This is a genomic window from Collinsella aerofaciens (assembly GCF_015561195.1).
GTDB lineage: Bacteria > Actinomycetota > Coriobacteriia > Coriobacteriales > Coriobacteriaceae > Collinsella > Collinsella aerofaciens_AC.
Genome location: NZ_JADMSU010000001.1, coordinates 322,772 through 344,961, shown reverse-complemented (window position 1 = coordinate 344,961; position 22,190 = coordinate 322,772). Strand labels below are relative to the sequence as shown.

Sequence of the window (22,190 nt, the reverse complement as noted above, 5' to 3'; positions counted from 1 at the left end):
AATTCAATAAGCAGCGGTGTGAGAGAGCGCCGCATTACACGTAACTAGGAGCGTGGTTACACAATGCAGGAGGCATGGGAAGGCTTCAAGGAAGGCATCTGGACGGGAGAGGTTGACGTCCGAGACTTCATCCAGAAGAACTACACCCCCTACGAGGGCGACGAGTCGTTCCTCGTCGGTCCGACCGAGCGTACCAAGGAGCTGTGGGGCGAGGTTCTCGACCTGCTGCTCAAGGAGCGCGAGCAGGGCGGCGTCCTCGATATGGACACCAAGACCGTCACGGGTATCGTGAGCCACCCCGCTGGCTACATCGATAACGCCCACCGCGAGAAGGAGACCATCGTCGGCCTCCAGACCGACAAGCCGCTCAAGCGCGCTCTGCACGTCAACGGTGGTATCCGCATCGCTTGCCAGGCCGCCAGCCAGCACGGCTACAAGGTCGACGAGAACGTTGTCGAGCGCTACACCTTCGAGCGCAAGACCCACAACGCCGGCGTCTTCGATGTCTACACCCCCGAGATGCGCGCCTGCCGTTCGGCCCACATCATCACCGGTCTGCCCGATGGCTATGGCCGCGGCCGCATCATCGGCGACTACCGTCGTGTTGCCCTGTACGGCGTCGACTACCTGATCAAGGACAAGGAGGCCCAGAAGGCTTCCACTCCGACGGTCATGACCGCCGACAACATCCGCGATCGCGAGGAGCTGCAGGAGCAGATCCGCGCCCTCGGCGAGCTCAAGATGATGGCCGAGACCTATGGTTTCGATATTTCCAACCCTGCTACCAACACGCAGGAGGCCATCCAGTGGATGTACTTCGCCTACCTTGCTGCCGTCAAGGAGCAGAACGGCGCCGCTATGTCCATCGGCCGTACCTCCACGTTCATCGACATCTACGCTGAGCGCGACCTTGCCAACGGTACCTTCACCGAGGAGCAGATCCAGGAGTTCGTGGATCACTTCATCATGAAGCTTCGCATGGTCAAGTTTGCCCGTACCCCCGAGTACCAGGCCCTGTTCACCGGCGATCCGCAGTGGGTCACCGAGTCCATCGGCGGCATGGGTGTTGACGGCCGTACGCTCGTTACCAAGATGAGCTACCGCTACCTGCACACGCTCGAGAACATGGGCACCAGCCCCGAGCCCAACATGACCGTTCTGTGGTCGACCCGTCTGCCCGAGAACTTCAAGAAGTTCTGCGCCAAGACTTCTGTCGCCAGCTCCTCGATCCAGTACGAGAACGATGACCTCATGCGCGTTTACCACGGCGACGACTACGGCATCGCCTGCTGCGTGTCCTCCATGCGCATCGGCAAGGAGATGCAGTTCTTCGGCGCCCGCGCCAACCTGGCCAAGTGCCTGCTCTACGCACTCAACGGCGGTGTTGACGAGGTCTCCAAGAAGCAGGTCGGCCCCAAGTATCGCGCCGTCGAGGGCGATACGCTCGATTACGACGACGTTGTGGCCAAGTACAACGACATGATGAAGTGGCTCGCTGGCGTGTACGTCAACTCGCTGAACATCATTCACTACATGCACGACAAGTACTGCTACGAGCGCATCCAGATGGCTCTGCACGACAAGCACGTGCACCGCTGGTTCGCTACGGGCATCGCTGGCCTTTCCGTCGTGGCTGACTCCCTGTCCGCCATCAAGTACGCCAAGGTCCACCCCGTCCGTGATGAGAACGGCATCATCGTCGACTTCGAGACCGAGGGCGAGTTCCCCAAGTACGGTAACGACGACGATCGCGTCGACCAGATCGCTCACGACGTTGTGCACCAGTTCATGGAGTACATCCGCATGAACGACACCTACCGCAACTCCGTGCCCACGACCTCGGTTCTGACCATTACCTCCAACGTCGTGTACGGTAAGAAGACCGGTTCCACGCCTGACGGCCGCAAGGCTGGTCAGCCGTTCGCCCCGGGTGCTAACCCCATGCACAAGCGCGATAGCCACGGCGCCATCGCTTCGCTGTCTTCGGTTTCCAAGCTCCCGTTCCGCGATGCTCAGGACGGCATCTCCAACACCTTCTCCATCATCCCGAGTGCGCTCGGCAAGGAGGACCAGGTGTTCTTTGGCGATATCGACCTTGATCAGCTGGGCGAGTAACTATTGTTAGTGCTATACTAACAATAACGATTACTGATTAGCGCGCCGGTTTCGGCCGGCGCCTATCAATCGAAGGAGACACATTATGAAGGTTTCTGAAGTTTCCGAGACTCAGGCCGATAACCTGGTCCACATGCTCGACGCTTACGCCGAGAAGGGTGGCCACCACCTGAACATCAACGTCTTCAATCGTGAGACGCTGCTCGACGCTCAGGCTCACCCCGAGAAATACCCGCAGCTGACCATCCGCGTTTCCGGCTATGCCGTGAACTTCCACACGCTCACCAAGGAGCAGCAGGACGAGGTCATTGCGCGTACCTTCCACGACAAGTTCTAAAGGGACTCAACTCCCACCGGAGACCCGGTAAGGCCTACGCACTTTGCCTCTCAAACGTCCTCGCCGCTTCGCGGCTGCGGAATGTTTGCGAGACAAAGTGCTCCCGGCCTTACCGGGTCTCCTGCGTTGTCGTCCTTTAGGGAACCACGCTAAATTAAATTGGTGTCCTCGGACATGCAAAGAGGCTCGCTGCGCACTTCGTGCGGCGAGCCTCTTTGCGTCCTGCGGAATGTTTTGGGAGGTAGCCCAAACAGCCCCGGCTGGGGTCCTGTGTAGTCACCCTTTAGGCGGAACTTTCCTAATTATTTGGATGAGTCGTTTACTTACTTGTACTGTTACCGTCTTCCCGCTCTTGTTGGGGTATGCTTTGTTCGTATGTAAACGTATGACATGTTGATGGGGGAGGGTGCTATGGCTCGCGAGGGCGCTCGTTCTAAGGATTCGGCTAAGCCTGGCATCAAGGAAGTTGCAGCGGTGGCGGGGGTTTCGCCTACTACGGTATCTCGCGTGCTTAATAATCGCGGCTATATTAGCCAAGAGACCCGCGATAAGGTCCATGCCGCGATGAAGCGCATCAACTATACGCCCAACGATATCGCCCGTGCCATGCTCAACGGTCGCCTGAATCTAATAGGTATGATCGTCCCCTATGTCAGCAGCCCGTTTCATGCCCAAGCGGTCCAAGCCGTTGAGCGTACCCTGGCCGAAAACGGTTTTAAGATGTTGCTGTGCAATAGCGCCAATCGACCTGATCTTGAGCGTTCTTATATCGACATGCTTCGACGCAATATGGTTGATGGCGTCATCGTCAACTCGCTTAATATCGGTGCCGAGGCGTATGCCGAGATGGGCTTGAGTCTGGTTGGTATCGACTGCGACCTTGGCGAAGCCTCTGTTCAGATTGCGAGCGACAGCTATGGCATCGGCGAACTTGCCACGCGTCGCCTGATTGATGACGGGTGTTCGCGCATCTTGTGCCTGCGCAACAATAGCCGCATGCGCATGCCTGCCAATAAGCGTACCGATGCCTACCACGATGTTGTGGAGCAGGCCGGTTTGCCCGCGCTTGTCCGTGAGGTCGAGTTCGTTAAGTCCGATGACGAAAAGAGTGCGGTCGTTGCGAAGATCCTCGATGAGAACCCCGATATTGACGGCATCTTTGCGGGAGACGACACGATGGCGGCTATCTGTCTTAACGTGATGAAGCAGCGCGGCTTGAGCGCTCCGGACGATATTAAGGTCGTGGGCGCGGATGGCGCCCGCCGCACTATGACGTTTATGCCTGACTTAACAACCGTTCGTCAAGATATCGATCGCATCGGAGAGCTCGCGGCGCAATCCATCATCGCTCTTGTTAACGGTGAAAAGCCCGAATCGAATACCAAGCTCCCCGTTGAACTCATTGAGGGCAAAACCGCGTAGTTCATCCCGTGCCAAAAGAATTCCTCAAACGCCTCTGATGACCGTTCGCCGGCATATGTCAACCGTTTGCCGACGACTGGAACTGCGAAAAGACGTATTGGTGTGAAAACGTTTGACATATGAAAACGATTGACATATCTTGCAGTTGTACCGAGTTAGTATCACGTGGGAAGGAAGTCTCGGATGCACAAGGTGTATTACCAGCCTGAGGGAATTTGGGTGGGCGACATCATGCCGTACGGCGAGGACGGCACGTTCTATCTCTATCATCAGCGTGACACGCGAAACCCCGGACCTTTCGGAGAGCCGTTTGGCTGGGCACTCGCGACAACCAAGGACTTCGTCAATTACAAAGACTTTGGCGAGAGCCTTGAGCGTGGCGGCGACGAGGAAGTCGACCAGTATGTTTATGCCGGCACGGTGTTTAAGGTGGGCGACAAGTACCATGCGCTCTACACTGGTTGCAATCGCGATAAGGTCAAGGCACGCTTGATGAAGCAGGTTCTTCTTCACGCAACGAGTGACGACGCCGTCAAGTGGGAGAAGAACATCGCCGAGACGCTGCTTCCGCCCCAGGAGGGTTACGATGACCGCAACTGGCGCGATCCCTTTGTGCTTTGGGATGAGGAGAACGAAGAGTACATGCTCATCCTCGGCACGCGTGTGGGCGAGGACAAGCGTCTGATGACCGGTCGTCTGGTCAAGTTCACCTCCAAGGACCTGGATACCTGGGAGTTCCAGGGCGACTGGTGGAATCCGGGCCTGTACACCATGTTCGAGATGCCTGATCTCTTTAAGATGGGCGACTGGTGGTATCTGGTGTTCTCCGAGTACAGTGATGGCAACAAGACCCGTTACCGCATGTCTCGCTCTATCAACGGTCCTTGGATCACTCCTGCGGACGATTCCTTCGATGGCCGCGCGTACTATGCCGCGCGTACCGCATTTGACGGCGAGCGCCGCGTTCTCTTTGGTTGGGTTCCTACGCGTGACGAGGGCGGCGACCCCAGCTCTTACCTGTGGGGTGGCACCTTTATGCCCCTCGAGATCGTTCAGCGTGCCGACGGAACGCTCGGCACCAAGCTTCCTGACAGCATGCTTGGCGCCTTTGGCGAGGCTAAGGCAGTCGAGGCCTTTGAGCTCTCCTGCGAGTCGGGCAAGGTCGAGCAGGTGCTCGCCGCGGATGCCGGTTCCACCTATATGCTCGATGCCGACATCGAGCTCGCCGGTGACGCTGCCGGCTTCTCGGTGAAGCTTGCCGAGGACGCCGAGTCCGGTCTTGCCTATGAGTTCCGCGCCAACCTGCGTGAGGGCAAGCTCGAGTTTACGGCGGCCCCCCAGTATCCGTGGTTCCAGGTCAACAACATGGGCCTCGAGCGTCCGTTGTTCTTTAAGGGCGAGGGCACTCATCATGTGCGCCTGGTCGTTGACGACGATATCGCGACCATCTTTGTCGATGATGTTGCGCTCAACGCTCGCTTCTGCAACAAGCAGGGCCAGGGTGTGGCGCTTACCGTCACCGACGGTGCGCTCAAGTGCGCAAACGCAACGATCGCGTCTCTGTAGCGGCAACGAACCGTTTTATGATTTAGAAAAGGAATGGAGAGGAACATGGACTACAAGGCAGTGTCCCAGCAAGTCGTCGACAACGTCGGCGGACTGGAGAACATCGAGGGCGCCACGCATTGCGTGACCCGTCTGCGTCTGGTGCTCAAGGATACGAGCAAGTACAACAAGGCCGAGCTCGAGAACATCGATGGCGTCAAGGGCGTGCTGTACAACAGCGGCCAGCTCATGATCATCTTCGGTACCGGTACCGTCAACAAGGTCTACGATGAGTTTATGGCTCTGACGGGCGTTAAGGAGATCAGCGCTTCCGAGGTCAAGGGCGCCGAGGCGGACAAGAAGGGCAAGTTCTTCTCGGTCCTCAAGGTATTCTCGGATATCTTTATCCCCATCATTCCCGCTTTCGTCGGCGCTGCTATCATCATCGGCCTTAAGTCGCTGATCGTTGCCAACGGCCTCTTTGGCATGGAGGGCAGTCTCGCCGATCACAGCGAGTTCCTCAAGAACCTCGCAAGCTTCTTTGCCATTATCGCCACCACGTTCGACTACCTGCCTGTCCTGGTTATGTACAGCGCGGTCAAGCGTTTTGGCGGTAACCCGATCCTGGGCATCCTCGTCGGTATCGTCATGGTTCACCCGAGTCTTATGAACCGTAACACGTTCGTTATGGACCCGACGGGTGCTGAGTACTGGAACTTCGGTCCGCTCTCCATTCCCATGGTTGCTTTCCAGGGCGGCGTGTTCCCTGCAATCCTGACTGCCTGGTTTATGGCCAAGGTCGAAAAGATTGCCCAGAAGTACATCCCCGAGGTCGTCTCGTTCGTCTTTGTCCCGACCGTTACCCTGATTCTTGCTAACGTCGCCCTGTTCACCGTGTTCGGCCCGCTCGGCAACCTGATCGGCGACGTCCTCGCCGGTGTAATCGATATCCTGTACAACAGGATGGGCGTCTTCGGTGCCTTTGTCTTTGCCGCATTCCTGCAGCCGCTCGTCGTTACCGGTACGCATCAGTTCATCCAGGGTATCGAGGCAAACCTCGTCGCCACGACTGGCTTCAACTACATCCAGGCCATCTGGTCGGTTTCCATCATCGCCCAGGGCGGCGGCGCCATCGGCATGTACCTCATTCACAAGAAGCATTCCAAAGAGCGCAACATCTGCATGTCGTCCTTTATCCCGACGCTGGTCGGTATCTCCGAGCCCGCAATCTTTGCTGCAAACATGCGCTACTCGATCATCCCGTTCATCTGCGCTTGCATCGGTGCAGGCTGCGGCGGTGCCTTCGTGAAGCTCTTTGAGGTGCGCGCCATCGGTCAGGGTCTGACCGGCGTGCTTGGCCTGCTCATCGTCACGCCCGAGACGCTCGTGTGGTATGTGGCTGGCAATCTCATCGCCTTTATCGTGCCGATCGTCTTGATCTTTGCCTACAACAAGGCAAAGGGCGTGCCGACCACTGATGAAGAGGGCGCTGGTGCTGGCTTTGATGTCAGCTTCTAGTTGAGCCGTTCAGCGTAATCTGAGGATAAGTCCATTTGGGGAAGGGCGTTCGACTCGTGTGAGTCGAGCGTCCTTCCCCATAGACGAGAAAGTCAACGGCGATGTTTAATCAAAAAAATAAGGTGACACGCGCGGACTATGAGCAGTGGCGTGCCGGACAGGATGAGACGGCGGGTCGCATCGCGTCCGACCCCGATAGGCTCCTGTTCCATGTGGAGCCTGAGCTTGGCTGGCTCAACGACCCCAACGGTTTGGTGCAGATCGGTGATACGTATCACATCTATCACCAATACGATCCATTCGATGCTGCGCATGGCGGTCCAGTGCTTTGGAATCATCTGACAACAAAGGATTTTGTGACGTACGAGAATCATGGTCCCGTGCTGTTTCCCGATTCCGATTTGGATTCGAGTGGAGCGTATTCTGGTTCTGCCTTTGTACGTGATGGTAAGATTCACTACTTCTATACCGGCAACGTCAAGCATTTTGACCGCGATGATTACGACTACGTGTTGACGGGCCGTGAGCAAAACCAGATTCATGTGGTTGCCGAGAACCCCGACGAATTGGGCGAGAAGCGCATAGCTGTTGGGCCGGTCGATTGCCCCGACGATATCGGTACGCACGTGCGTGATCCCAAAATCCTTGAACACGATGGTATCTACTACATGGTTCTGGGCGCTCGTACGAAAGACGACCGCGGCTGCGTGCTTGTCTATACCTCGAGCGATCTAGAGGACTGGAGCTATGCGACGCGCATTGAGTTGGGCGAGAAGTTTGGCTTTATGTGGGAGTGCCCCGATCTGTTTGAGCTCGATGGTGAGCTTATTCTCGTTTGCTGTCCGCAGGGTGTGTCCGCCGATGGATGGCATTACCGCAATCCGCACCAGTGCGTGTGGTTTCCCATCGAGGCCGATTGGGAGGCGCCGAGTTTTAAGATCGCCGGGCAGGGCATGCCCCCGATGGTCGATGCCGGCTTTGATTTCTACGCACCGCAGTCTTTTGAGGATGCTGCGGGTCGGCGTTTGATGATCGGGTGGTCGGGTTGCCCCGATGCGACGGCAAAAAGCCCGACGGTGGCACGCGGGTGGCAGTGCGCGTTGACGGTGCCGAGAGAACTGAGCATGCGCGATGGTAAGCTCTGTCAGCAGCCGGTGCACGAGATTGAGAGGATGCGCGGCGACTGCGTTTGCGCGACAGGCGGTGAAACCGTTGAGGAGCCGGGCCGCCTGTTTGATCTTGTGGTTTCCTGTGAGGGCGCCAAGATGGTTGAGCTCGAGATTCGCAAGGGTGTCTTTGTGCGCTATGCGGACGGGATGCTTACCCTCGACATGGGTGACGAAGGCTATGGGCGCGACCAGAGGTCGATCGAGCTCAGCGAGCTTCGCGACCTGCGCGTGCTTTCGGACACTACGATGGTCGAGATTTTTGCAAATGGCGGCGAGGCGGCACTTACGAGCCGTACCTATTCGCCGGCGGTTCCGGCGATGGAGCTGCACGCCGAGGGTGCGGCATCGATGAATTTCTACCGCCTCGTGCATTAACCGTGCGTGGAGCACGATTGGATTTGCTGGACGGAATGTGTCGCAGTTGTCGCGGCCAACTACCGCTTACCGCATATAGCGACCGTTTGCGGAATAAGTAACCCTCCTTAATAAACCGTGTGGAATCCTAGATAAGCACGGAGTTTTCCAGGGAGACGCTGTCCTTTGTTGTGTGCAAGGGGCGGCGTCTCTTTGGCGCTTGGACGCCGTTGTGCAACAGTGCGGCGGCGCGTGCCATGTATTGAAAAGCCAATGTCGAGATGGGTCGTGATAATAATGGGCAAGTACGTAATCGTGGTTGAGTCTGGGTCGGATGTGACGCCGGAGCTCTGCGAGCGCTACGGCATCGTGCGCGTGCCCATGCATGTCACGATTGGTGACGAGACCGTCGAGGACGGCTCCATCGATCCGCTCGAGATTTACTCGCGCTGCAACGAGTTTGGCGTGATGCCCAAGACCAGTGGCTGTGCGCCTGCGGATTTTGCTCACGTGTACGACCGCATTCACGCTGAGCAGCCTGACGCGACCATTTTGCATCTTGCGTATTCCGAGGCCACGACCTGTTCGCATCAGTCCTCTAAGATTGCAGCAGAGGGGCGCGACTACGTGTTCTCCATGGACACGCGCTTTGTCTCGGTGGGCCAGTCGCTCGTTGTCGTCGAAACCGCTAAGTATATCGAAGCCCATCCAGATGCTACCGTCGACGAGATCTTTGCTTTTACGAATTCCGTCATGGACCGTGTGCTGCTGGGCTTTGTTCCTACCGACCTAGCCTTCCTTAAGGCGGGCGGTCGTCTGTCCAACGTGGCATTCCTTGGCGCCCACCTGCTCAAGATAAAGCCCTGCATTGAGGTAACGGGCGGTAAGTTTGTGGCGACCAAGAAGTTCCGCGGCTCTATGCTCAAATGCGCCCGCGCCTTTATTGACCACATGGTTGAGAAGGGCGAGATTGACTACTCGCACATTGGCCTGGCGTATTCGGTAGGCCTTTCCCAGGAGCTGCGCGACGACATGGAAGTCTATGCGCACGACCTGGGCTTTAAGGACGTTACCTGGACTCAGGTCGGTGGCGTCATCTCGAGCCATTGCGGCCCGACCGCCTTCGGTGCGGTGCTCACGCTTAAAGCGTAAGGCCTGGCATCTATCGATTTCTATTGCCTCGGCGGCGGGCGGGTTGCGACAGCCTTCCCGCCGCTCTTGCGTAGGGCCAAATAGGACAACCCAATTGACCGCTAAACCGTTTCGCCATCATGCGTATGGGCTAGAATGATTCTGGCATTTATGTAGCTAAAACCAATGAGAGGCAAGGTAGCGGGAATGGCTGAGATGACGCTCGAGGGTGTGGACGCTCGTCCCGAGGACTCTGCGTTTGCCCTGGGCCGCGTACATTCGATTGAGACGATGGGAACGGTCGATGGACCCGGCATCCGCTTTGTGGTGTTTGTTCAGGGCTGCCCCATGCGCTGTGCGTATTGCCACAACCCCGATACCTGGTCGGTTAACGGCGGCACGATGGTGACCGTCGAGCACCTGATGGACGAGTTCCAGAGCAACCATGAGTTTTACCGGAGCGGTGGTATTACGGTGTCCGGCGGTGAGCCGCTCCTGCAGCCCGCGTTTTTAGCCGACCTGTTCCGCGCCATGCACAATAACCCCGATGGTCGCGTGCATACCTGCTTGGATAGCTGCGGCTATGCGTTCGATCCCGCGCATCCCGAGAAGTTCGATGCCGTACTCAACGAGACCGATATGGTGCTGCTCGACATTAAACACGCCGATCCCGTCGAGCATAAAAAGCTGACCGGTTGCGATCCCGCACGCATCCTGGCGTTTGGTGATGAGCTTGCCCGTCGCAAGATTAAGGTCGTTATCCGCCACGTGGTGGTGCCCGGCATTACCGATACGGTTGAGGAGTGCGAGGCACTCGGTCGTCTGATCGCTCCATGGCACAACGTGGTGGGCCTGGAAATGCTGCCGTATCACACGATGGGCGTTGTCAAGTATGAGCAGCTGGGCATTCCCTATAAGCTCGAGGGCGTGCCCCAGATGGATACCGCGCGCATGCCCGAGCTGCGTAATGCCGTTATGACCGGCATGAAAAGGCGCCGTGCGGAGCTCAAAAACGCTATCGGATAGCATGCCATTTTCGTTCCCCAAGGGCACTCATTGGGGACAGACTTAAATGAGTGCCCCTGGGCACCTAGTTGATTGCTAAAGAGCCTCGTCCTGAAAAGACTGCTCTCTGGGTTGCGGTGAGATGCGCAACAGAATCGTGCCATTTGGATAAATACGCTTGTGGTTTCTTTAAAGACACCTTAAACGCTGCTGAATATCTTTGGAAAGAAATGCCTGCTCGGTATCATGCTGCTCGTATATAAACGGTGGCAGTCAGGAGACCACGTGCGAAACATCGCATCGCGGGACGAGTATGTGCCGCAGCATGGCAGCAGATATAAGACGAAGGGCACGTCTTCGCGTGGCCTTGCCGGCGCTCGCATCCGCGTGAGGAAGATTGCCGCTATTGGGATGCTAACGTCGGTGGTTATTATCCTCGGAATTACCGTTAAAACCTACGCCTCGGAGCGAACGGGGCGCCCAGATGCGTCAACGGTACAGCTGCAAAACGAGAAGGTTTCAAAGTCCAAAGCGTCGGCAGATCAAGCTCTGTCGACGGCAGATCTCAAGACGAGACTTTCGAAGGCGGACTTCAACGATATCCCTTCGGGTGATACCGTTCGGACCTTCTCGTTGGTGGATAACAAGACTCCTGCCTTGGAGGATGAGAGCCTTGCCTCGCTCCAGGATGCCCTGTGTCGGGCGCAGGAGCTGGGCGACGTGGGTGTAGTGTTCTACGACCTATCGAGTGGTAGGGGCGTGACGTATAACGCCGATGTCGAGGTGTATGGAGCGAGCAGCTACAAAGCGCTGTATGCGCTCTATATTTGCGAGACGTTGGTCGAATCGGGGCGGGTGTCGCTCGATGGGCCTTTAGCCACGTATGGTGGTTGCAGCATGGGCTGGCAGACGGTGCGCGACCTTATCGAGAATGCCGTCGCCAACTCAGACAACGATTCGTTTATCGCGTTACGCGCGGCGTTTGACCGTGTCGGTTACGAGGATTGGATTGTCGGTCTTGGCATCGATTACGATACGGCACTGGATCCGATGAGTGATTTTCCGACCTACTGCCCGCGCACTTCTGCGAGGTTATGGCGCGAGATGAGCGAGTATCTGAGCATGGATACCGAGACTTCACAGTGGTTGTCGGGCCTTCTGGCATCAACATCGCGCTCGTTTATTCGCGATGGCATTGCGGACGAGCAGGTTTTGGTGCGCAACAAGGCAGGCTGGATTAGCGAGGATGGTTACTATTCGACATGCGATGCAGGCCTCATCGACATCGATGGCCGTACCTATGTCATGAGCGTCATGACATCGATGCCATGGAGTGACCGTTCGAGCGAGGTTACGGCCGCGATTGCAAAGGCTCTGTTTGATACGCGAGCTGCACTGGCTTAGCGTGTTCGTTTGGCGAGGTCAAACAAAATGCTGGTACCATACCTTGGTTGAGAATTTCGTATAGGTTTGGGGAATGGTATGGCTACCATCGCGATTATCGGTGCGCTCGAAAAAGAGATCATGCAGATTAAGGAAGAGCTGAGCGACGTTTGCGAGGCACGGGAGGCAGGCTTGACCGTTGTGAGCGGTGAGCTCGACGACCTGACAGTTGTCGCCACAACGGCGGGCATGGGCACGGTGAACGCCGCCGCTGCAACACAGCACCTCATTAGCAAGTATGCTCCGCAGGCTGTTGTGTTTTCGGGCATTGCGGGCGGTTTGAACCCCAAGCTCCATATCGATGACGTGGTCATTGGCAAACGCCTACGCTATCTGGATACCGATACCGCGCTTATCGCCGAGTCCGCACCGGGGCTCGAGGAGTTTGGCTCGACGCCCGCGCTGGTCGATATTGCCGCCGACGTGCTTGCTGAGCGTGGGTTTGTTGACGCTTCGAAAAATGCAGTCGCTTCGAACGAGGGCACCAAGCAGTTCCTGGTCGGCACGATTGCCACGGGTAACCGCTTTGTGACGGGCGCCACCATGCGCAACGACGCTATCGAGGCGACGCATGCCGATTGTGTCGGCATGGAGGGCGCGGCAATTGCCCATGTCGCAACCAAAAATGGTGTCGATTGCCTGGTGTTGCGCGCTATCAGCGATAATTGTGACGAGGCGTACGATGCAATTTGCGAGCGAGAGTTCGATCTGTTCGAGTACGCGCGTGTCGCAAGTGACATTACGCTCGATATCGTCCGCCGCATTGCCGCTGCGCAATAGCGCGTCTATTTGTAAGAACCTACGACCAAGGAGTGTCCATGGCCGATTCCATTAACTACCAGCTTGCCAAGTTCGTCGCCAGCTATGGCAAGGTTTCGCAGATTCCCGAGTCCACCTGCCCCGAGGTGAGCTTTGTCGGCCGCTCCAACGTGGGCAAGTCGTCGATTATGAACAAGCTATTTGGCCGCAAGAACCTAGTCAAGGTTTCCAGTACGCCGGGCAAGACGAGCAACATCAACTTCTTTGAGGCCGATGACGTGCACTTTGTGGACCTGCCGGGTTACGGTTTCGCCCGTCGCTCCAAGGCCGAGCGCGACCGCTGGGCCGAGCTTATCGGCGACTTTTTCGACTCCGAGCGCAGCTTTAACTTGGTCGTCTCGCTGGTGGACATTCGTCACGACCCCAGCAAGCTCGACCACGACATGATCGACTACCTACAGGGCAACGAGTTCAACTTTATCGTTTGCCTCACCAAAGCCGACAAGCTCAGCCGCACCCAGCAGGCCCGCCAGGCAGCAGCCATCAAAAAGCAGCTCAACGTCCCGGCCGAGAACGTGATCATCACAAGCTCCCAGACCGGCACCGGCATCGATGAACTCAAGCGCCGCATCGCCGAGGCCTGCCTCTAGTAAGGGCTAAACCGTCAAAAGCCCCCGTTCATATCACCCCAGTGATAGTTATTGGTAAACTATCACTGGGGTGATATTTTTTAGGAGGTCGATATGGAGCTTTGGCACGGGTCGGAGGTTGTTGTCGAGCATCCATCGTTGGATAAATGCAGGCAATTCAATGACTATGGGCGCGGGTTTTATTGCACACCGCATGAGGAAATGGCAATGGAGTGGGCATGTCGGACCGAGTCTGATGGCATTGCCAATCGATATGAGCTTGATTTAGATGGCCTTGCGATTTTGGATTTGGAATCAGGTGAGTTCTCGATTCTCAACTGGCTTGCAATTCTGGCGAATAACAGAGAGTTCAATGTTTCAACGCCAGTAGCACGCGAGGGGCTTCGTTATCTGCTGGATAACTGCCTGATTGATATTTCTCCCTATGACGTTATTCGAGGCTATCGTGCAGACGATTCCTATTTCTCGTTTGCAAGACAGTTTGTCAACGGCATGATCTCGCTCAGGCAATTGCAGCGCATTATGTTTTTGGGGGATTTGGGCATTCAATATGCGCTTATGAGTGAGCGTGCGTTCTCGGCGATTAAGTTCCGCGATTGGAAGCAGGCTTCGGGAGCTGAGTTTTATCCCAAACGATTTGAGCGAGAACAGAACGCTCGACGAAAGTACCTGGATACGGTAAACGGATTTGACTCTGAGGGTGTCTACATTAGGGATTTAATGGCAGGGAGGGTTGATTTAAATGATCCAAGAGTTAACGGATTGTGGGCCGAGTAGAACATACCCCGTCTACTATCTCGAGGATGCAATGAACAATCTCGGCGACTGCTTTGACTATGCCGTTAACGATTATGGAGCAGAAGGATCGGAAGTTGCTGAACTCTTTTGCCTGAGCGGCGTAGCTCGCGAGTTCGAACGCGGCAACGCATGGGTAGTGTCGGGAAAATCGGGCGTTGAGCTGTTCGCGCTTATCGCCGAAAGGTCGGGCTATCAATCAAGGCCGATGCCAAATCGAACCTACCGATTCGAAAAGACACCGGAATATTGGACAGGCTGGATATTGGCATACCTTCAGTGGCGCCTAGGAGAGTCTTTCGAAGATTTGCTGCATGTCGTTCCATTTGATGTGCTACGCAGTCTGTACTACCCCTGGCACGAAGCCTCGGAGGAACGTGTGGCTCGCCTCGTCTGCGATATGGCGAAGAAAGCGTCCAGGCAAACAAAACTTGCGTTAGCAAGAAAGAAGCTTAAGAAAACCCAACAAGACCTGGCATACGAATCAGGCGTATCGCTCCGCTCAATCCAAATGTACGAACAGCGCCAACGAAACATCAACGAAGCCTCGGTAACAACCGTAAGAGCTATAGCAAAAGGCCTCCACTGTAACATCGAAGACCTCCTAGAACCAGTCTTCGAATACAAAGAAACAAGCGCCGCCTAAAGGGGATTCTGGCCACTGATTGCTCAACTTGTGGTTCACCAAGGGCAATTTGAGCAGCGAAGCCGGCTGTCTCGTTGGAGCGTGCAGGCCTTGTTGATATTTAAATCCGCTTTCATATTGAAATGCCCCGCCAAGCTAAAGTGCTCGGCGGGGCAATTTTCGATTGACGATGCTGCCAGGGGTTGAGTTTTAATATATCGCGAGTAAGAGGCGTCTGAATTTAGTAATCAAAGAAAATTATTCAATTCGAGCGCTTAGCCAGTACTCTCCATTCGAAGCTACGATTGCATACGCAATTCCATTTTTGACAGTTGGCGTATCTACGCAGGCAGCACCAACTTCCTTGGCGTCTGAAAACGAAAGTGTTGGATCGATTGCTTGTATAGTTGCCAATGCTGTCGCCGCGGCATAGTCGGAGTTTTCGAAGTACATGACTATGTTTTTGAAGCAGTTTTCGGATCCAAGATAGCTGAGTAGCACCGGGTTACTCGAGTCCGAAAAGAAGCCTCCAATACCGGCAATCTTTGAACCGTTTTTAATCTGAAGTTCGAGCCCCATGCCGCTATCGTCTAGTTCGTAATCCGCATTCATGCTGCTGCAATTGGGGATATCGGAGAATTCCTCGTTAAGTCGATCAATAAAGCCTTTTGGGGAAATTGAAAACTTTCCGTCGCCAAGAAAAGATGTGATTTCCTTCTCGTTGCGGGTGTCAACGACCTCTCCGCATCTCTCGCATTCTCGTATTTCCTTCGAAGTGGCATCTACGTAGTCGACTTCTTTGGTCCACGAGCCCGGTTGGTGTCCGAGTGGCTCCCCTTTCGTTTCGCCGCAACGCTGGCAGGTCTTCGGTGTCGTACAAGTTGCTTCTTCCCATTCGTGCCCGAGAGGTTCTCCCTCGGTTTTGCCGCAACTTTTGCATACACGAGGGCTAGTGCAGGTTGCATTGGCCCATAGTTTGTGACTACAAAACAATTGAGGAAACAGCATGGGCAAACTGAAGATGATGACAACTGCCACGGCGGCTGCGATTGCCGCTCGTTTTTTATTGCCTAATTTATGAATGGCCCGCGTTAGAAGTGAGTCGTTTTCTTCATTTTTGCGTGCGCCGCCATCTTCGTTTGATGGCGTAATTTCAGAGGAGGGGGTGTCGCTAGCACCATCAGAAAACTGCTCGGCTTTGAAATCTGGCTTCCGCTCGTCGGACTCGTTGAGCGCCTTTTCCTCGTCGGGCTCCTTCATCTCGTCATTCATGTTTATCGAGGCTCCTTCCTAGCTATGAATCTGCGATGGGCATTTTTGATAAGCGGAATAGCTGGTGACATAAATATATCCCAGTTTGGGATATATCAAAATGGAATATAGCGTAAACGGCATGAACGTTGATGCTAACAGGACATGCGGAAAATGCCTTTCCCAGATTCGTCGGGAGCAAGGTATCACTCAGGTTGAACTCGCAAAGAAACTGGGGGTACCTCAGTCGTTCATCTCAAAGGTCGAGACCGGGGAACGCAGCCTTAGGGTTTATGAGCAGTTTGTCTATGCGGATGCACTCGGAATTACTGTTGAGACGCTAGTATATAAACTTGGGGCTGTTTTGAGTAGCGAAGATAATTAGATGACGCCACGCATCGATCATCAATTAGAAATTAAAACAGAGCTATAGGACGAATGAGATGCTGGGAAGTGCGCCTTTATCAAATAGAAGCCAAAAAATCAGCCCGGCGACTTTCCAAAGCGTAGGTCCCTGTAGCCGCCGTCAGCGAAGCTAACGTAGGGGAGGCCAGGGGCTTTGCCCCCAAATCTTTCCGCAGGACGGCAGGACCCCCGCCGCACGAAGTGCGCAGCGGGGGTCCTGCCATGTCCGAGGACGATTTGGGGGCAAAGCCCCCTGGCCTCCCCGGCGAGTATACGGGACGGCGACTACAGGTATTCGATCTGGGCGCCTTCCGTGTCGCACGTCAGAATATGCGTATCACACTTAGGGAACTGCTCGCGCAGCTTGACCTGCAGGAACTTTGCCACGATGGTATCGTCGGTCACAGCCATAAGGGTCGAGCCCGAGCCGCTAATCCAGATGGTCTTAGCGCCGCCGTTAAGGCAGGTGTCGCGCACGGCGTTGTAGTCGGGAATCAGGCGGCGACGATAGGGCTCCTGGATGCGGTCGTCGTTGGCGGCGGCAATCAGGTCAAGGTCGCCGGTCTCCAGGCCGCGCGTCATGCCGGCGATGCGGCCCATCTGCCACACGGCGGTGGAGAGCGGAATCTCCTGCGGCACGACCTTGCGCGCCTCGCTCGTGTGTACCTCGTAGGGCGGAATCACGGTAATAAAACGCAGGCGATCGCTCACCTCGTAGCGCAGGCACTGGGGGAGCGAATCGGTCGGCGTAAAGGAGCAGACGGCGCCGCCCAAGATAGCGGGGGCGACGTTATCGGGATGGCCCTCGACCTCGGTGGCGATGCGGACGAGCTCGGCGCGGTCGACGGTATGGCCCGTCAACGCGGCGGCAGCCATGATGCCGGCGACGACGCAGGTGGAGCTGGAACCCAGGCCGCGGGCGACGGGCACGTCGGTCTGAATGTCGATGGCAACGGGAAAAGCCGGCTCGCCCCAGGCGGCCAGAGCATCGACAAAGCTCACATAGACCAGGTTATTCTCGTTTTGGAACTCCTCGGGGCAGCCCGTGATGGTGAGCTTGTCGGCGCGCTCGAAGGTGAAGTGCGAGTAGAGGCTGACGGCCATGCCGAGGGTGTCGTAGCCGATGCCTAGGTTGGCGCTCGTGGCTGGGACGGTGATTTTGATCATGTGGGTCCTCCTGGGCGGGTCTGGCCGTTTAGTTCGCTGCTCGGGCAGTCCTGGCTCGCTCGGAAAGCACATTAAGTGCTTTCCGGCTCGTGCGGAACTCGCGACGAACTAAACGGCCAGACTCGCTCGCATGCTCGTCATCATCCCGAAAGCTAAATAATTAGAAGGTGCGCCGGCTTTCGCCGGCGCCTTATAAGGGGTTTTAGTTGGTAGTCATCTTTTTTGCTGCAGACTCGACGTAGTTGGCCATGTCGGCTACGTCGCAGACGTCTTCGAAGCGGACAGGCTTGGACTCAAGCTCGGCGAGCTGGGTCGGGGCGACCGTGTTGGTGGCCTGCTCGAGTACACGCATAGCCTCAAAATCATCTTCGGGAACGTCGAGGCCCAGGGCGTCGCAGCAGGCGCGCGGGAACTTGTAGGGGCTTGCGGTCGAAAGCAGCACGCGGGCCTTGGCACCCTCGGCGGGAGCGACCTGCTCAAAGACGTGATAGCCGCAAGCAGTATGCGGATCGATCACGTAGCCGTTCGCATCCCAGCAGCTCTTGATGGCAGTGCGGACCTCGTCCTCGCTGGCCCAACCGCAGCCAAAGACGCTCTGAATCTTTGCGAGCAGGTCGGCAGGAACCTCGTAGCGACCAGTCTGCGCCAGCTGCTCCATAAGTCCGGCAACAAGCTCGCAGTCGCCATCGGACAGGAAGTACAGCATGCGCTCCAGATTGGAGCTAATAAGGATGTCCATCGACGGCGAGATGGTCGTGAAGAACGGGCGGTTACGGTCGTAAACGCCGGTGGTCAGGAAGTCGGCAAGCACGTTGTTCTTGTCGCTCGCCACGACGAGCTTGGCGACGGGCAGACCCATGCGCTTGGCGTAGTAGCCGGCCAGGATATCGCCAAAATTGCCGGTCGGTACGCAGAACTCCACGGCGTCGCCGGCCTCGATGGCGCCGGCGCGCAGCAGCTGCGCATAGGCGGCAAAGTAGTAGACGACCTGCGGTACCAGGCGACCGACGTTGATGGAGTTGGCGCTCGAAAGCACCGTGCCAGCGGCCTCCAGGCGCTCGGCAAGCTCCTTATCGGCAAAGATGCGCTTAACGGCGCTCTGGGCGTCGTCAAAGTTGCCGCGGATACCGCAGACGGCGACGTTGTCGCCCTCCTGCGTGGACATCTGCAGGTTCTGAACGCGGCTGACCTTGCCCTCGGGATAAAAGACGGTGATGCCTGTGCCCGGAGCGTCGGCAAAACCGGCGAGCGCGGCCTTGCCGGTGTCGCCCGACGTGGCGGTGACGATCATGATGCGCTCGGCGCCGCCGTCCTTGGCAGAGGTGCGGGCCATGAGGCGGGGGAGCATCTGCAGGGCGACGTCCTTGAAGGCGCTCGTGGGACCGCCAAAGAGCTCCATCACATAGGTCTGAGGGGCGTCGGCGCCCAGTGCAGCGTCGAGTTTGACGAGCGGCGTAACCTCTTCACTCGCGAACGTGCCGCGGTATGCCTCGTCGACACACGCCGAAATTTCTTCGGCCGTGTAATCATTCAGTAACATTCCCAACACATCTTGAGCGATTTCAAAGTACGATTTATCTGCAAGCGAGCTGATATCGACCTGCTGGGTGCCGAGCTCGTCCGAGACAAACAAACCCCCGTCGGGAGCGATGCCGGTACGGATTGCCACCTTACTTGAGCACGATAAAGTGCGTCCTCGTGTACTATGATAAGTTCCCATATAACACTGCTCCTCGGATGCCTTGGTCCCAATCGGTGAAACCATGGTATCAGAGCGCGCAAAATAGGTTCGCAGAGGCTTTTTAGAAAGGTAACCTCCAGCCCATGATTAAGATTGCCAAGTTTGGCGGCTCGTCGGTCTCCGACGCCGAACACTTCAAGAAGATCAAGGCCATTGTCGACGCCGACCCGGCCCGCCGTTTTGTGGTGGTTTCTGCCTGCGGCCGCCGTTTTAAGGGCGACACCAAGGTGACCGACCTGCTCTACCTGGTTAACGCGCACGTTAAGTATCACGTGTCGTGTGAGGAGCTGCTCGAGGACATTGGCCAGCGCTATTTTGATATCGTTGACGAGTTGGAGCTCACCTATCCCATCCGCGAGGAGTTCGCGGCCTTTGCCGAGCGCGCCCGCTCGGGCGGCTACTCTACCGAGGAGCTTGTGAGCCGCGGCGAGTACTTTACCGCTCGCCTGATGGCCGAGTACCTGGGCCTGCCGTTCCTGGACGCCGCGACGGTCGTTGCGTTCCATCACGACGGTACGCTCAGCATGAATCGCACCTCCGAGCTGGTGCAGGAGTACGGTCAGCAGGGCGGCTTTGTTATGCCCGGTTTCTACGGCGCGACGCGTGAGGGCCAGATCAAGCTGCTCGATCGTGGCGGCGGCGATATCTCGGGCTCGATCTTGGCTAAGTGCCTGGGTGCCGACCTGTACGAGAACTGGACCGACGTCTCGGGCTTCTATTCTGCCGATCCGCGTATTGTTCCCGAGGCTCAGCCCATCGCCCGCGTTACCTACGAGGAGCTGCGCGAGCTTTCGTACATGGGCGCAAGCGTCCTGCACGAGGAGGCCGTGTTCCCCGTGCGCGAGGCGGGTATTCCGCTGGTCATCAAGAACACCAATGCGCCGCAGGACCCCGGCACCATCATTAGCGAGACGGCTGACGAGGGCGAGGCGGAGCCCATCATTACCGGCGTGACCGGCAAGCGCGGCTTTGTCGCCATCAACGTTGCCCGCGACCGCACCAAGCCCCGTGTCGGCTTTATGCGCCGTGCGCTTTCGGTCTTCGAGCGTTATGACGTTTCTGTCGAGCATATGCCCACCGGCGTCGACCGCTTTGGCGCCGTGGTGCAGGAGCAAGACGTTCACGATTCACTGTACTCGCTCGTGGGCGACATTCAGCAGGAGGTCGAGCCACTCGAGATCGAGGTTGTCGAGGGCCTGGCGCTTATCGCGACCGTCGGTCGTAACCTGCGCGGTCGTGCTGGCATCTCTGGCCACCTGTTTGGCATGCTTGGCCAGGCGGGCGTGAGCGTGCGTATGATTTCGCAGAGCTGCGACGAGATCAACATCATCATCGGTGTCGAGGAGAAGGACTTCGACCTTGCGATTCAGACCATCTACCGTGCTTTCTCCGATGAGAACGGCATTGTGAAGGTCTCCGACCTGGAGGCTCCCGCGCCGGTTGATCCCGCCCTGGCCGCGCTCCACAAGTAGCTGCCATCCCGGTGAATTTTTGGGACAAGTGCCAGAAATCTACGGCGGGGCGTTTCGTTTCGGTTTCGTTTCGACGGGGCGGGTTTCGTGCCCGCCCCGTTCTTGTATACACTGGCAACAATAATCGGCCTGCTCGGCGTGCGGGCAAAAGCCACAACCTTTAAAGGGGGAAGCATGAAACAGTACACGGTTGCTATTTTGGGCGCGACGGGAGCCGTGGGCACCCAGATGCTCGAGTGCCTCAACGAGCAGGAGTTTCCGGTCGGTAAGCTCAAGCTGCTGGCGAGCGCGCGCTCTGCGGGCAAGACCGTTGAGTTCCGCGGCGAGCAAATCGTGATTGAGGAGGCTTGCCCCGAGGCCTTTGAGGGCTGCGATATTGTGCTCGGAGCCGCCGGCGACGATATCGCGAAGGAGCTGCTGCCCGAGGCCGTCAAGCGCGGCGCTGTCGTGGTCGACAACAGCCATGCCTTCCGCATGGATCCCGAGGTGCCGCTGGTCGTGCCCGAGATCAATGCCGACGATATCAAGTGGCATCACGGCCTTATCGCCAACCCCAACTGCGCGACCATTATCGGCCTGGTTCCCACCTGGCCGCTGCATCAGCTTGCCGGCGTAAAGCGTATGATCGTGTCCACGTATCAGGCAGCTTCGGGCGCCGGTGCCCCCGGTATGGCCGAGCTCGAAGCACAGCTTGCCGCCCTGGGCCGTGGCGAGGAGATTCCCGAGCCGCGCGCCTTCGCCGCCCAGCTGGCGAGCAACCTGATTCCGCAGATTGGCGGCGTCAAGGAGGAGGGCTTTACCTCCGAGGAGATGAAGCTGCAGAACGAGGGTCGCAAGATCATGCATCTGCCCGAGCTGCGCGTGAACTGCACCTGCGTGCGCGTGCCCGTGCTGCGTTCGCACTCCGAGAGCATCACGCTTGAGTTCGAGCGCGACATCACGGTGGAAGAGGCCCGTGCCGCGCTGGCTGCCGCTCCGGGTGTCAAGCTAGTTGACGACATGAGCGCCGAGGATGCGCACGACCGCTTCCCCATGCCGATGGACACCTCCGACCAGGACCTGATTTGGGTCGGTCGCGTACGCCGCGACATCTCGAACCCCGAGGCTGCGCGCGGCATCACCTTCTGGTGCTGCGGCGACCAAATCCGTAAGGGCGCGGCAACCAACGCCGTCCAGATCGCTAAGCTGCTCTGCGAGTAGTGTGACCTGTCCGGCGGGGGCCGGGCTTGGTTTTCAGAACGTCCTCGACCATGTGTGGCGCCTTGTCCTGCTCCTTCGGAGCCGCG

The 22,190-nt window shown here is 57.2% G+C and carries 19 protein-coding genes; 16 read left to right on the top strand and 3 right to left on the bottom strand.

Going from position 1 to position 22,190, the window contains the following annotated elements; all coding sequences use genetic code 11:
• Positions 1-63 precede the first annotated feature (63 nt).
• The 13 genes from pflB to I2H81_RS01485 all read left to right on the top strand — a co-directional run bounded on the left by pflB (position 64) and on the right by I2H81_RS01485 (position 14,889).
• On the top strand, positions 64-2,115 hold the full coding sequence (pflB, locus tag I2H81_RS01545) for a formate C-acetyltransferase (protein WP_035137643.1): 2,052 nt from the start codon (positions 64-66) through the stop codon (positions 2,113-2,115).
• An 85-nt stretch (positions 2,116-2,200) separates the two neighbouring features.
• The gene (gene grcA3 / locus I2H81_RS01540; protein WP_006234861.1) at positions 2,201-2,452 is read left to right on the top strand and encodes an autonomous glycyl radical cofactor GrcA3; all 252 of its coding nucleotides are present in this window, start codon (positions 2,201-2,203) and stop codon (positions 2,450-2,452) included.
• 411 nt (positions 2,453-2,863) lie between these two features.
• Complete coding sequence (locus tag I2H81_RS01535) at positions 2,864-3,874, top strand: LacI family DNA-binding transcriptional regulator (RefSeq protein WP_229107991.1); 1,011 nt, start codon at positions 2,864-2,866, stop codon at positions 3,872-3,874.
• A gap of 183 nt (positions 3,875-4,057) precedes the next feature.
• On the top strand, positions 4,058-5,440 hold the full coding sequence (locus I2H81_RS01530; protein WP_195644270.1) for a family 43 glycosylhydrolase: 1,383 nt from the start codon (positions 4,058-4,060) through the stop codon (positions 5,438-5,440).
• 45 nt (positions 5,441-5,485) lie between these two features.
• The gene (locus I2H81_RS01525) at positions 5,486-6,937 is read left to right on the top strand and encodes a PTS transporter subunit EIIC (RefSeq protein ID WP_052044095.1); all 1,452 of its coding nucleotides are present in this window, start codon (positions 5,486-5,488) and stop codon (positions 6,935-6,937) included.
• Between the two features lie 101 nt (positions 6,938-7,038).
• The gene (locus I2H81_RS01520) at positions 7,039-8,481 is read left to right on the top strand and encodes a glycoside hydrolase family 32 protein (protein ID WP_195644269.1); all 1,443 of its coding nucleotides are present in this window, start codon (positions 7,039-7,041) and stop codon (positions 8,479-8,481) included.
• Between the two features lie 276 nt (positions 8,482-8,757).
• Positions 8,758-9,612, top strand: a complete 855-nt coding sequence (locus I2H81_RS01515; protein ID WP_229107990.1) for a DegV family protein — start codon at positions 8,758-8,760, stop codon at positions 9,610-9,612.
• 186 nt (positions 9,613-9,798) lie between these two features.
• Entirely contained in the window at positions 9,799-10,617 is an 819-nt protein-coding gene (gene pflA / locus I2H81_RS01510) for a pyruvate formate-lyase-activating protein (RefSeq protein ID WP_195644267.1), read from the top strand.
• 264 nt (positions 10,618-10,881) lie between these two features.
• A complete protein-coding gene (locus I2H81_RS01505; protein ID WP_195644266.1) occupies positions 10,882-12,000 on the top strand; it encodes a serine hydrolase in 1,119 nt (372 codons plus the stop codon).
• 78 nt (positions 12,001-12,078) lie between these two features.
• Positions 12,079-12,819, top strand: a complete 741-nt coding sequence (gene mtnN, locus I2H81_RS01500) for a 5'-methylthioadenosine/S-adenosylhomocysteine nucleosidase (RefSeq protein ID WP_195644265.1) — start codon at positions 12,079-12,081, stop codon at positions 12,817-12,819.
• Positions 12,820-12,857: 38 nt separating this feature from the next.
• The gene (yihA, locus tag I2H81_RS01495; protein ID WP_055252447.1) at positions 12,858-13,448 is read left to right on the top strand and encodes a ribosome biogenesis GTP-binding protein YihA/YsxC; all 591 of its coding nucleotides are present in this window, start codon (positions 12,858-12,860) and stop codon (positions 13,446-13,448) included.
• A 93-nt stretch (positions 13,449-13,541) separates the two neighbouring features.
• Entirely contained in the window at positions 13,542-14,225 is a 684-nt protein-coding gene (locus I2H81_RS01490; protein WP_195644264.1) for a DUF3990 domain-containing protein, read from the top strand.
• A gap of 31 nt (positions 14,226-14,256) precedes the next feature.
• Positions 14,257-14,889, top strand: a complete 633-nt coding sequence (locus I2H81_RS01485) for a helix-turn-helix transcriptional regulator (RefSeq protein ID WP_195644263.1) — start codon at positions 14,257-14,259, stop codon at positions 14,887-14,889.
• A gap of 237 nt (positions 14,890-15,126) precedes the next feature.
• Here I2H81_RS01485 and I2H81_RS01480 read toward each other — a convergent pair whose 3' ends face one another.
• On the bottom strand, positions 15,127-16,140 hold the full coding sequence (locus tag I2H81_RS01480; protein WP_195644262.1) for a hypothetical protein: 1,014 nt from the start codon (positions 16,138-16,140) through the stop codon (positions 15,127-15,129).
• 100 nt (positions 16,141-16,240) lie between these two features.
• Between I2H81_RS01480 and I2H81_RS01475 the strand changes: the two genes are divergently transcribed.
• Entirely contained in the window at positions 16,241-16,504 is a 264-nt protein-coding gene (locus tag I2H81_RS01475) for a helix-turn-helix domain-containing protein (RefSeq protein ID WP_229107989.1), read from the top strand.
• A gap of 305 nt (positions 16,505-16,809) precedes the next feature.
• Here the strand turns inward: I2H81_RS01475 and thrB are convergent, their stop codons facing one another.
• Both thrB and thrC read right to left on the bottom strand, forming a co-directional pair.
• Positions 16,810-17,691, bottom strand: coding sequence for a homoserine kinase (gene thrB / locus I2H81_RS01470; protein ID WP_006234874.1), 882 nt, complete (start codon positions 17,689-17,691; stop codon positions 16,810-16,812).
• Between the two features lie 202 nt (positions 17,692-17,893).
• Positions 17,894-19,411 carry a threonine synthase gene (gene thrC / locus I2H81_RS01465; protein ID WP_195644261.1) on the bottom strand — a complete coding sequence of 506 codons (1,518 nt, stop codon included), beginning with the start codon at positions 19,409-19,411 and terminating at the stop codon, positions 17,894-17,896.
• Positions 19,412-19,515: 104 nt separating this feature from the next.
• On the opposite strand from thrC, the gene I2H81_RS01460 reads away from it, so the two are divergent.
• On the top strand, positions 19,516-20,904 hold the full coding sequence (locus I2H81_RS01460) for an aspartate kinase (RefSeq protein WP_195644260.1): 1,389 nt from the start codon (positions 19,516-19,518) through the stop codon (positions 20,902-20,904).
• A 174-nt stretch (positions 20,905-21,078) separates the two neighbouring features.
• On the top strand, positions 21,079-22,104 hold the full coding sequence (locus tag I2H81_RS01455; protein ID WP_117640200.1) for an aspartate-semialdehyde dehydrogenase: 1,026 nt from the start codon (positions 21,079-21,081) through the stop codon (positions 22,102-22,104).
• Positions 22,105-22,190 lie beyond the last annotated feature (86 nt).

Bases quoted from the DNA above. Each gene is read 5' to 3' on its own strand.
- I2H81_RS01480 (WP_195644262.1), bottom strand. From the start codon at position 16,140: ATGAATGACGAGATGAAGGAGCCCGACGAGGAAAAGGCGCTCAACGAG.
- thrC (WP_195644261.1), bottom strand. From the start codon at position 19,411: ATGGGAACTTATCATAGTACACGAGGACGCACTTTATCGTGCTCAAGT.
- I2H81_RS01530 (WP_195644270.1), top strand. From the start codon at position 4,058: ATGCACAAGGTGTATTACCAGCCTGAGGGAATTTGGGTGGGCGACATC.
- I2H81_RS01535 (WP_229107991.1), top strand. From the start codon at position 2,864: ATGGCTCGCGAGGGCGCTCGTTCTAAGGATTCGGCTAAGCCTGGCATC.
- I2H81_RS01520 (WP_195644269.1), top strand. From the start codon at position 7,039: ATGTTTAATCAAAAAAATAAGGTGACACGCGCGGACTATGAGCAGTGG.
- I2H81_RS01525 (WP_052044095.1), top strand. From the start codon at position 5,486: ATGGACTACAAGGCAGTGTCCCAGCAAGTCGTCGACAACGTCGGCGGA.
- mtnN (WP_195644265.1), top strand. From the start codon at position 12,079: ATGGCTACCATCGCGATTATCGGTGCGCTCGAAAAAGAGATCATGCAG.
- grcA3 (WP_006234861.1), top strand. From the start codon at position 2,201: ATGAAGGTTTCTGAAGTTTCCGAGACTCAGGCCGATAACCTGGTCCAC.
- I2H81_RS01490 (WP_195644264.1), top strand. From the start codon at position 13,542: ATGGAGCTTTGGCACGGGTCGGAGGTTGTTGTCGAGCATCCATCGTTG.
- I2H81_RS01485 (WP_195644263.1), top strand. From the start codon at position 14,257: ATGAACAATCTCGGCGACTGCTTTGACTATGCCGTTAACGATTATGGA.
- I2H81_RS01455 (WP_117640200.1), top strand. From the start codon at position 21,079: ATGAAACAGTACACGGTTGCTATTTTGGGCGCGACGGGAGCCGTGGGC.
- thrB (WP_006234874.1), bottom strand. From the start codon at position 17,691: ATGATCAAAATCACCGTCCCAGCCACGAGCGCCAACCTAGGCATCGGC.
- pflB (WP_035137643.1), top strand. From the start codon at position 64: ATGCAGGAGGCATGGGAAGGCTTCAAGGAAGGCATCTGGACGGGAGAG.
- I2H81_RS01475 (WP_229107989.1), top strand. From the start codon at position 16,241: ATGGAATATAGCGTAAACGGCATGAACGTTGATGCTAACAGGACATGC.
- pflA (WP_195644267.1), top strand. From the start codon at position 9,799: ATGGCTGAGATGACGCTCGAGGGTGTGGACGCTCGTCCCGAGGACTCT.
- I2H81_RS01515 (WP_229107990.1), top strand. From the start codon at position 8,758: ATGGGCAAGTACGTAATCGTGGTTGAGTCTGGGTCGGATGTGACGCCG.
- I2H81_RS01460 (WP_195644260.1), top strand. From the start codon at position 19,516: ATGATTAAGATTGCCAAGTTTGGCGGCTCGTCGGTCTCCGACGCCGAA.
- yihA (WP_055252447.1), top strand. From the start codon at position 12,858: ATGGCCGATTCCATTAACTACCAGCTTGCCAAGTTCGTCGCCAGCTAT.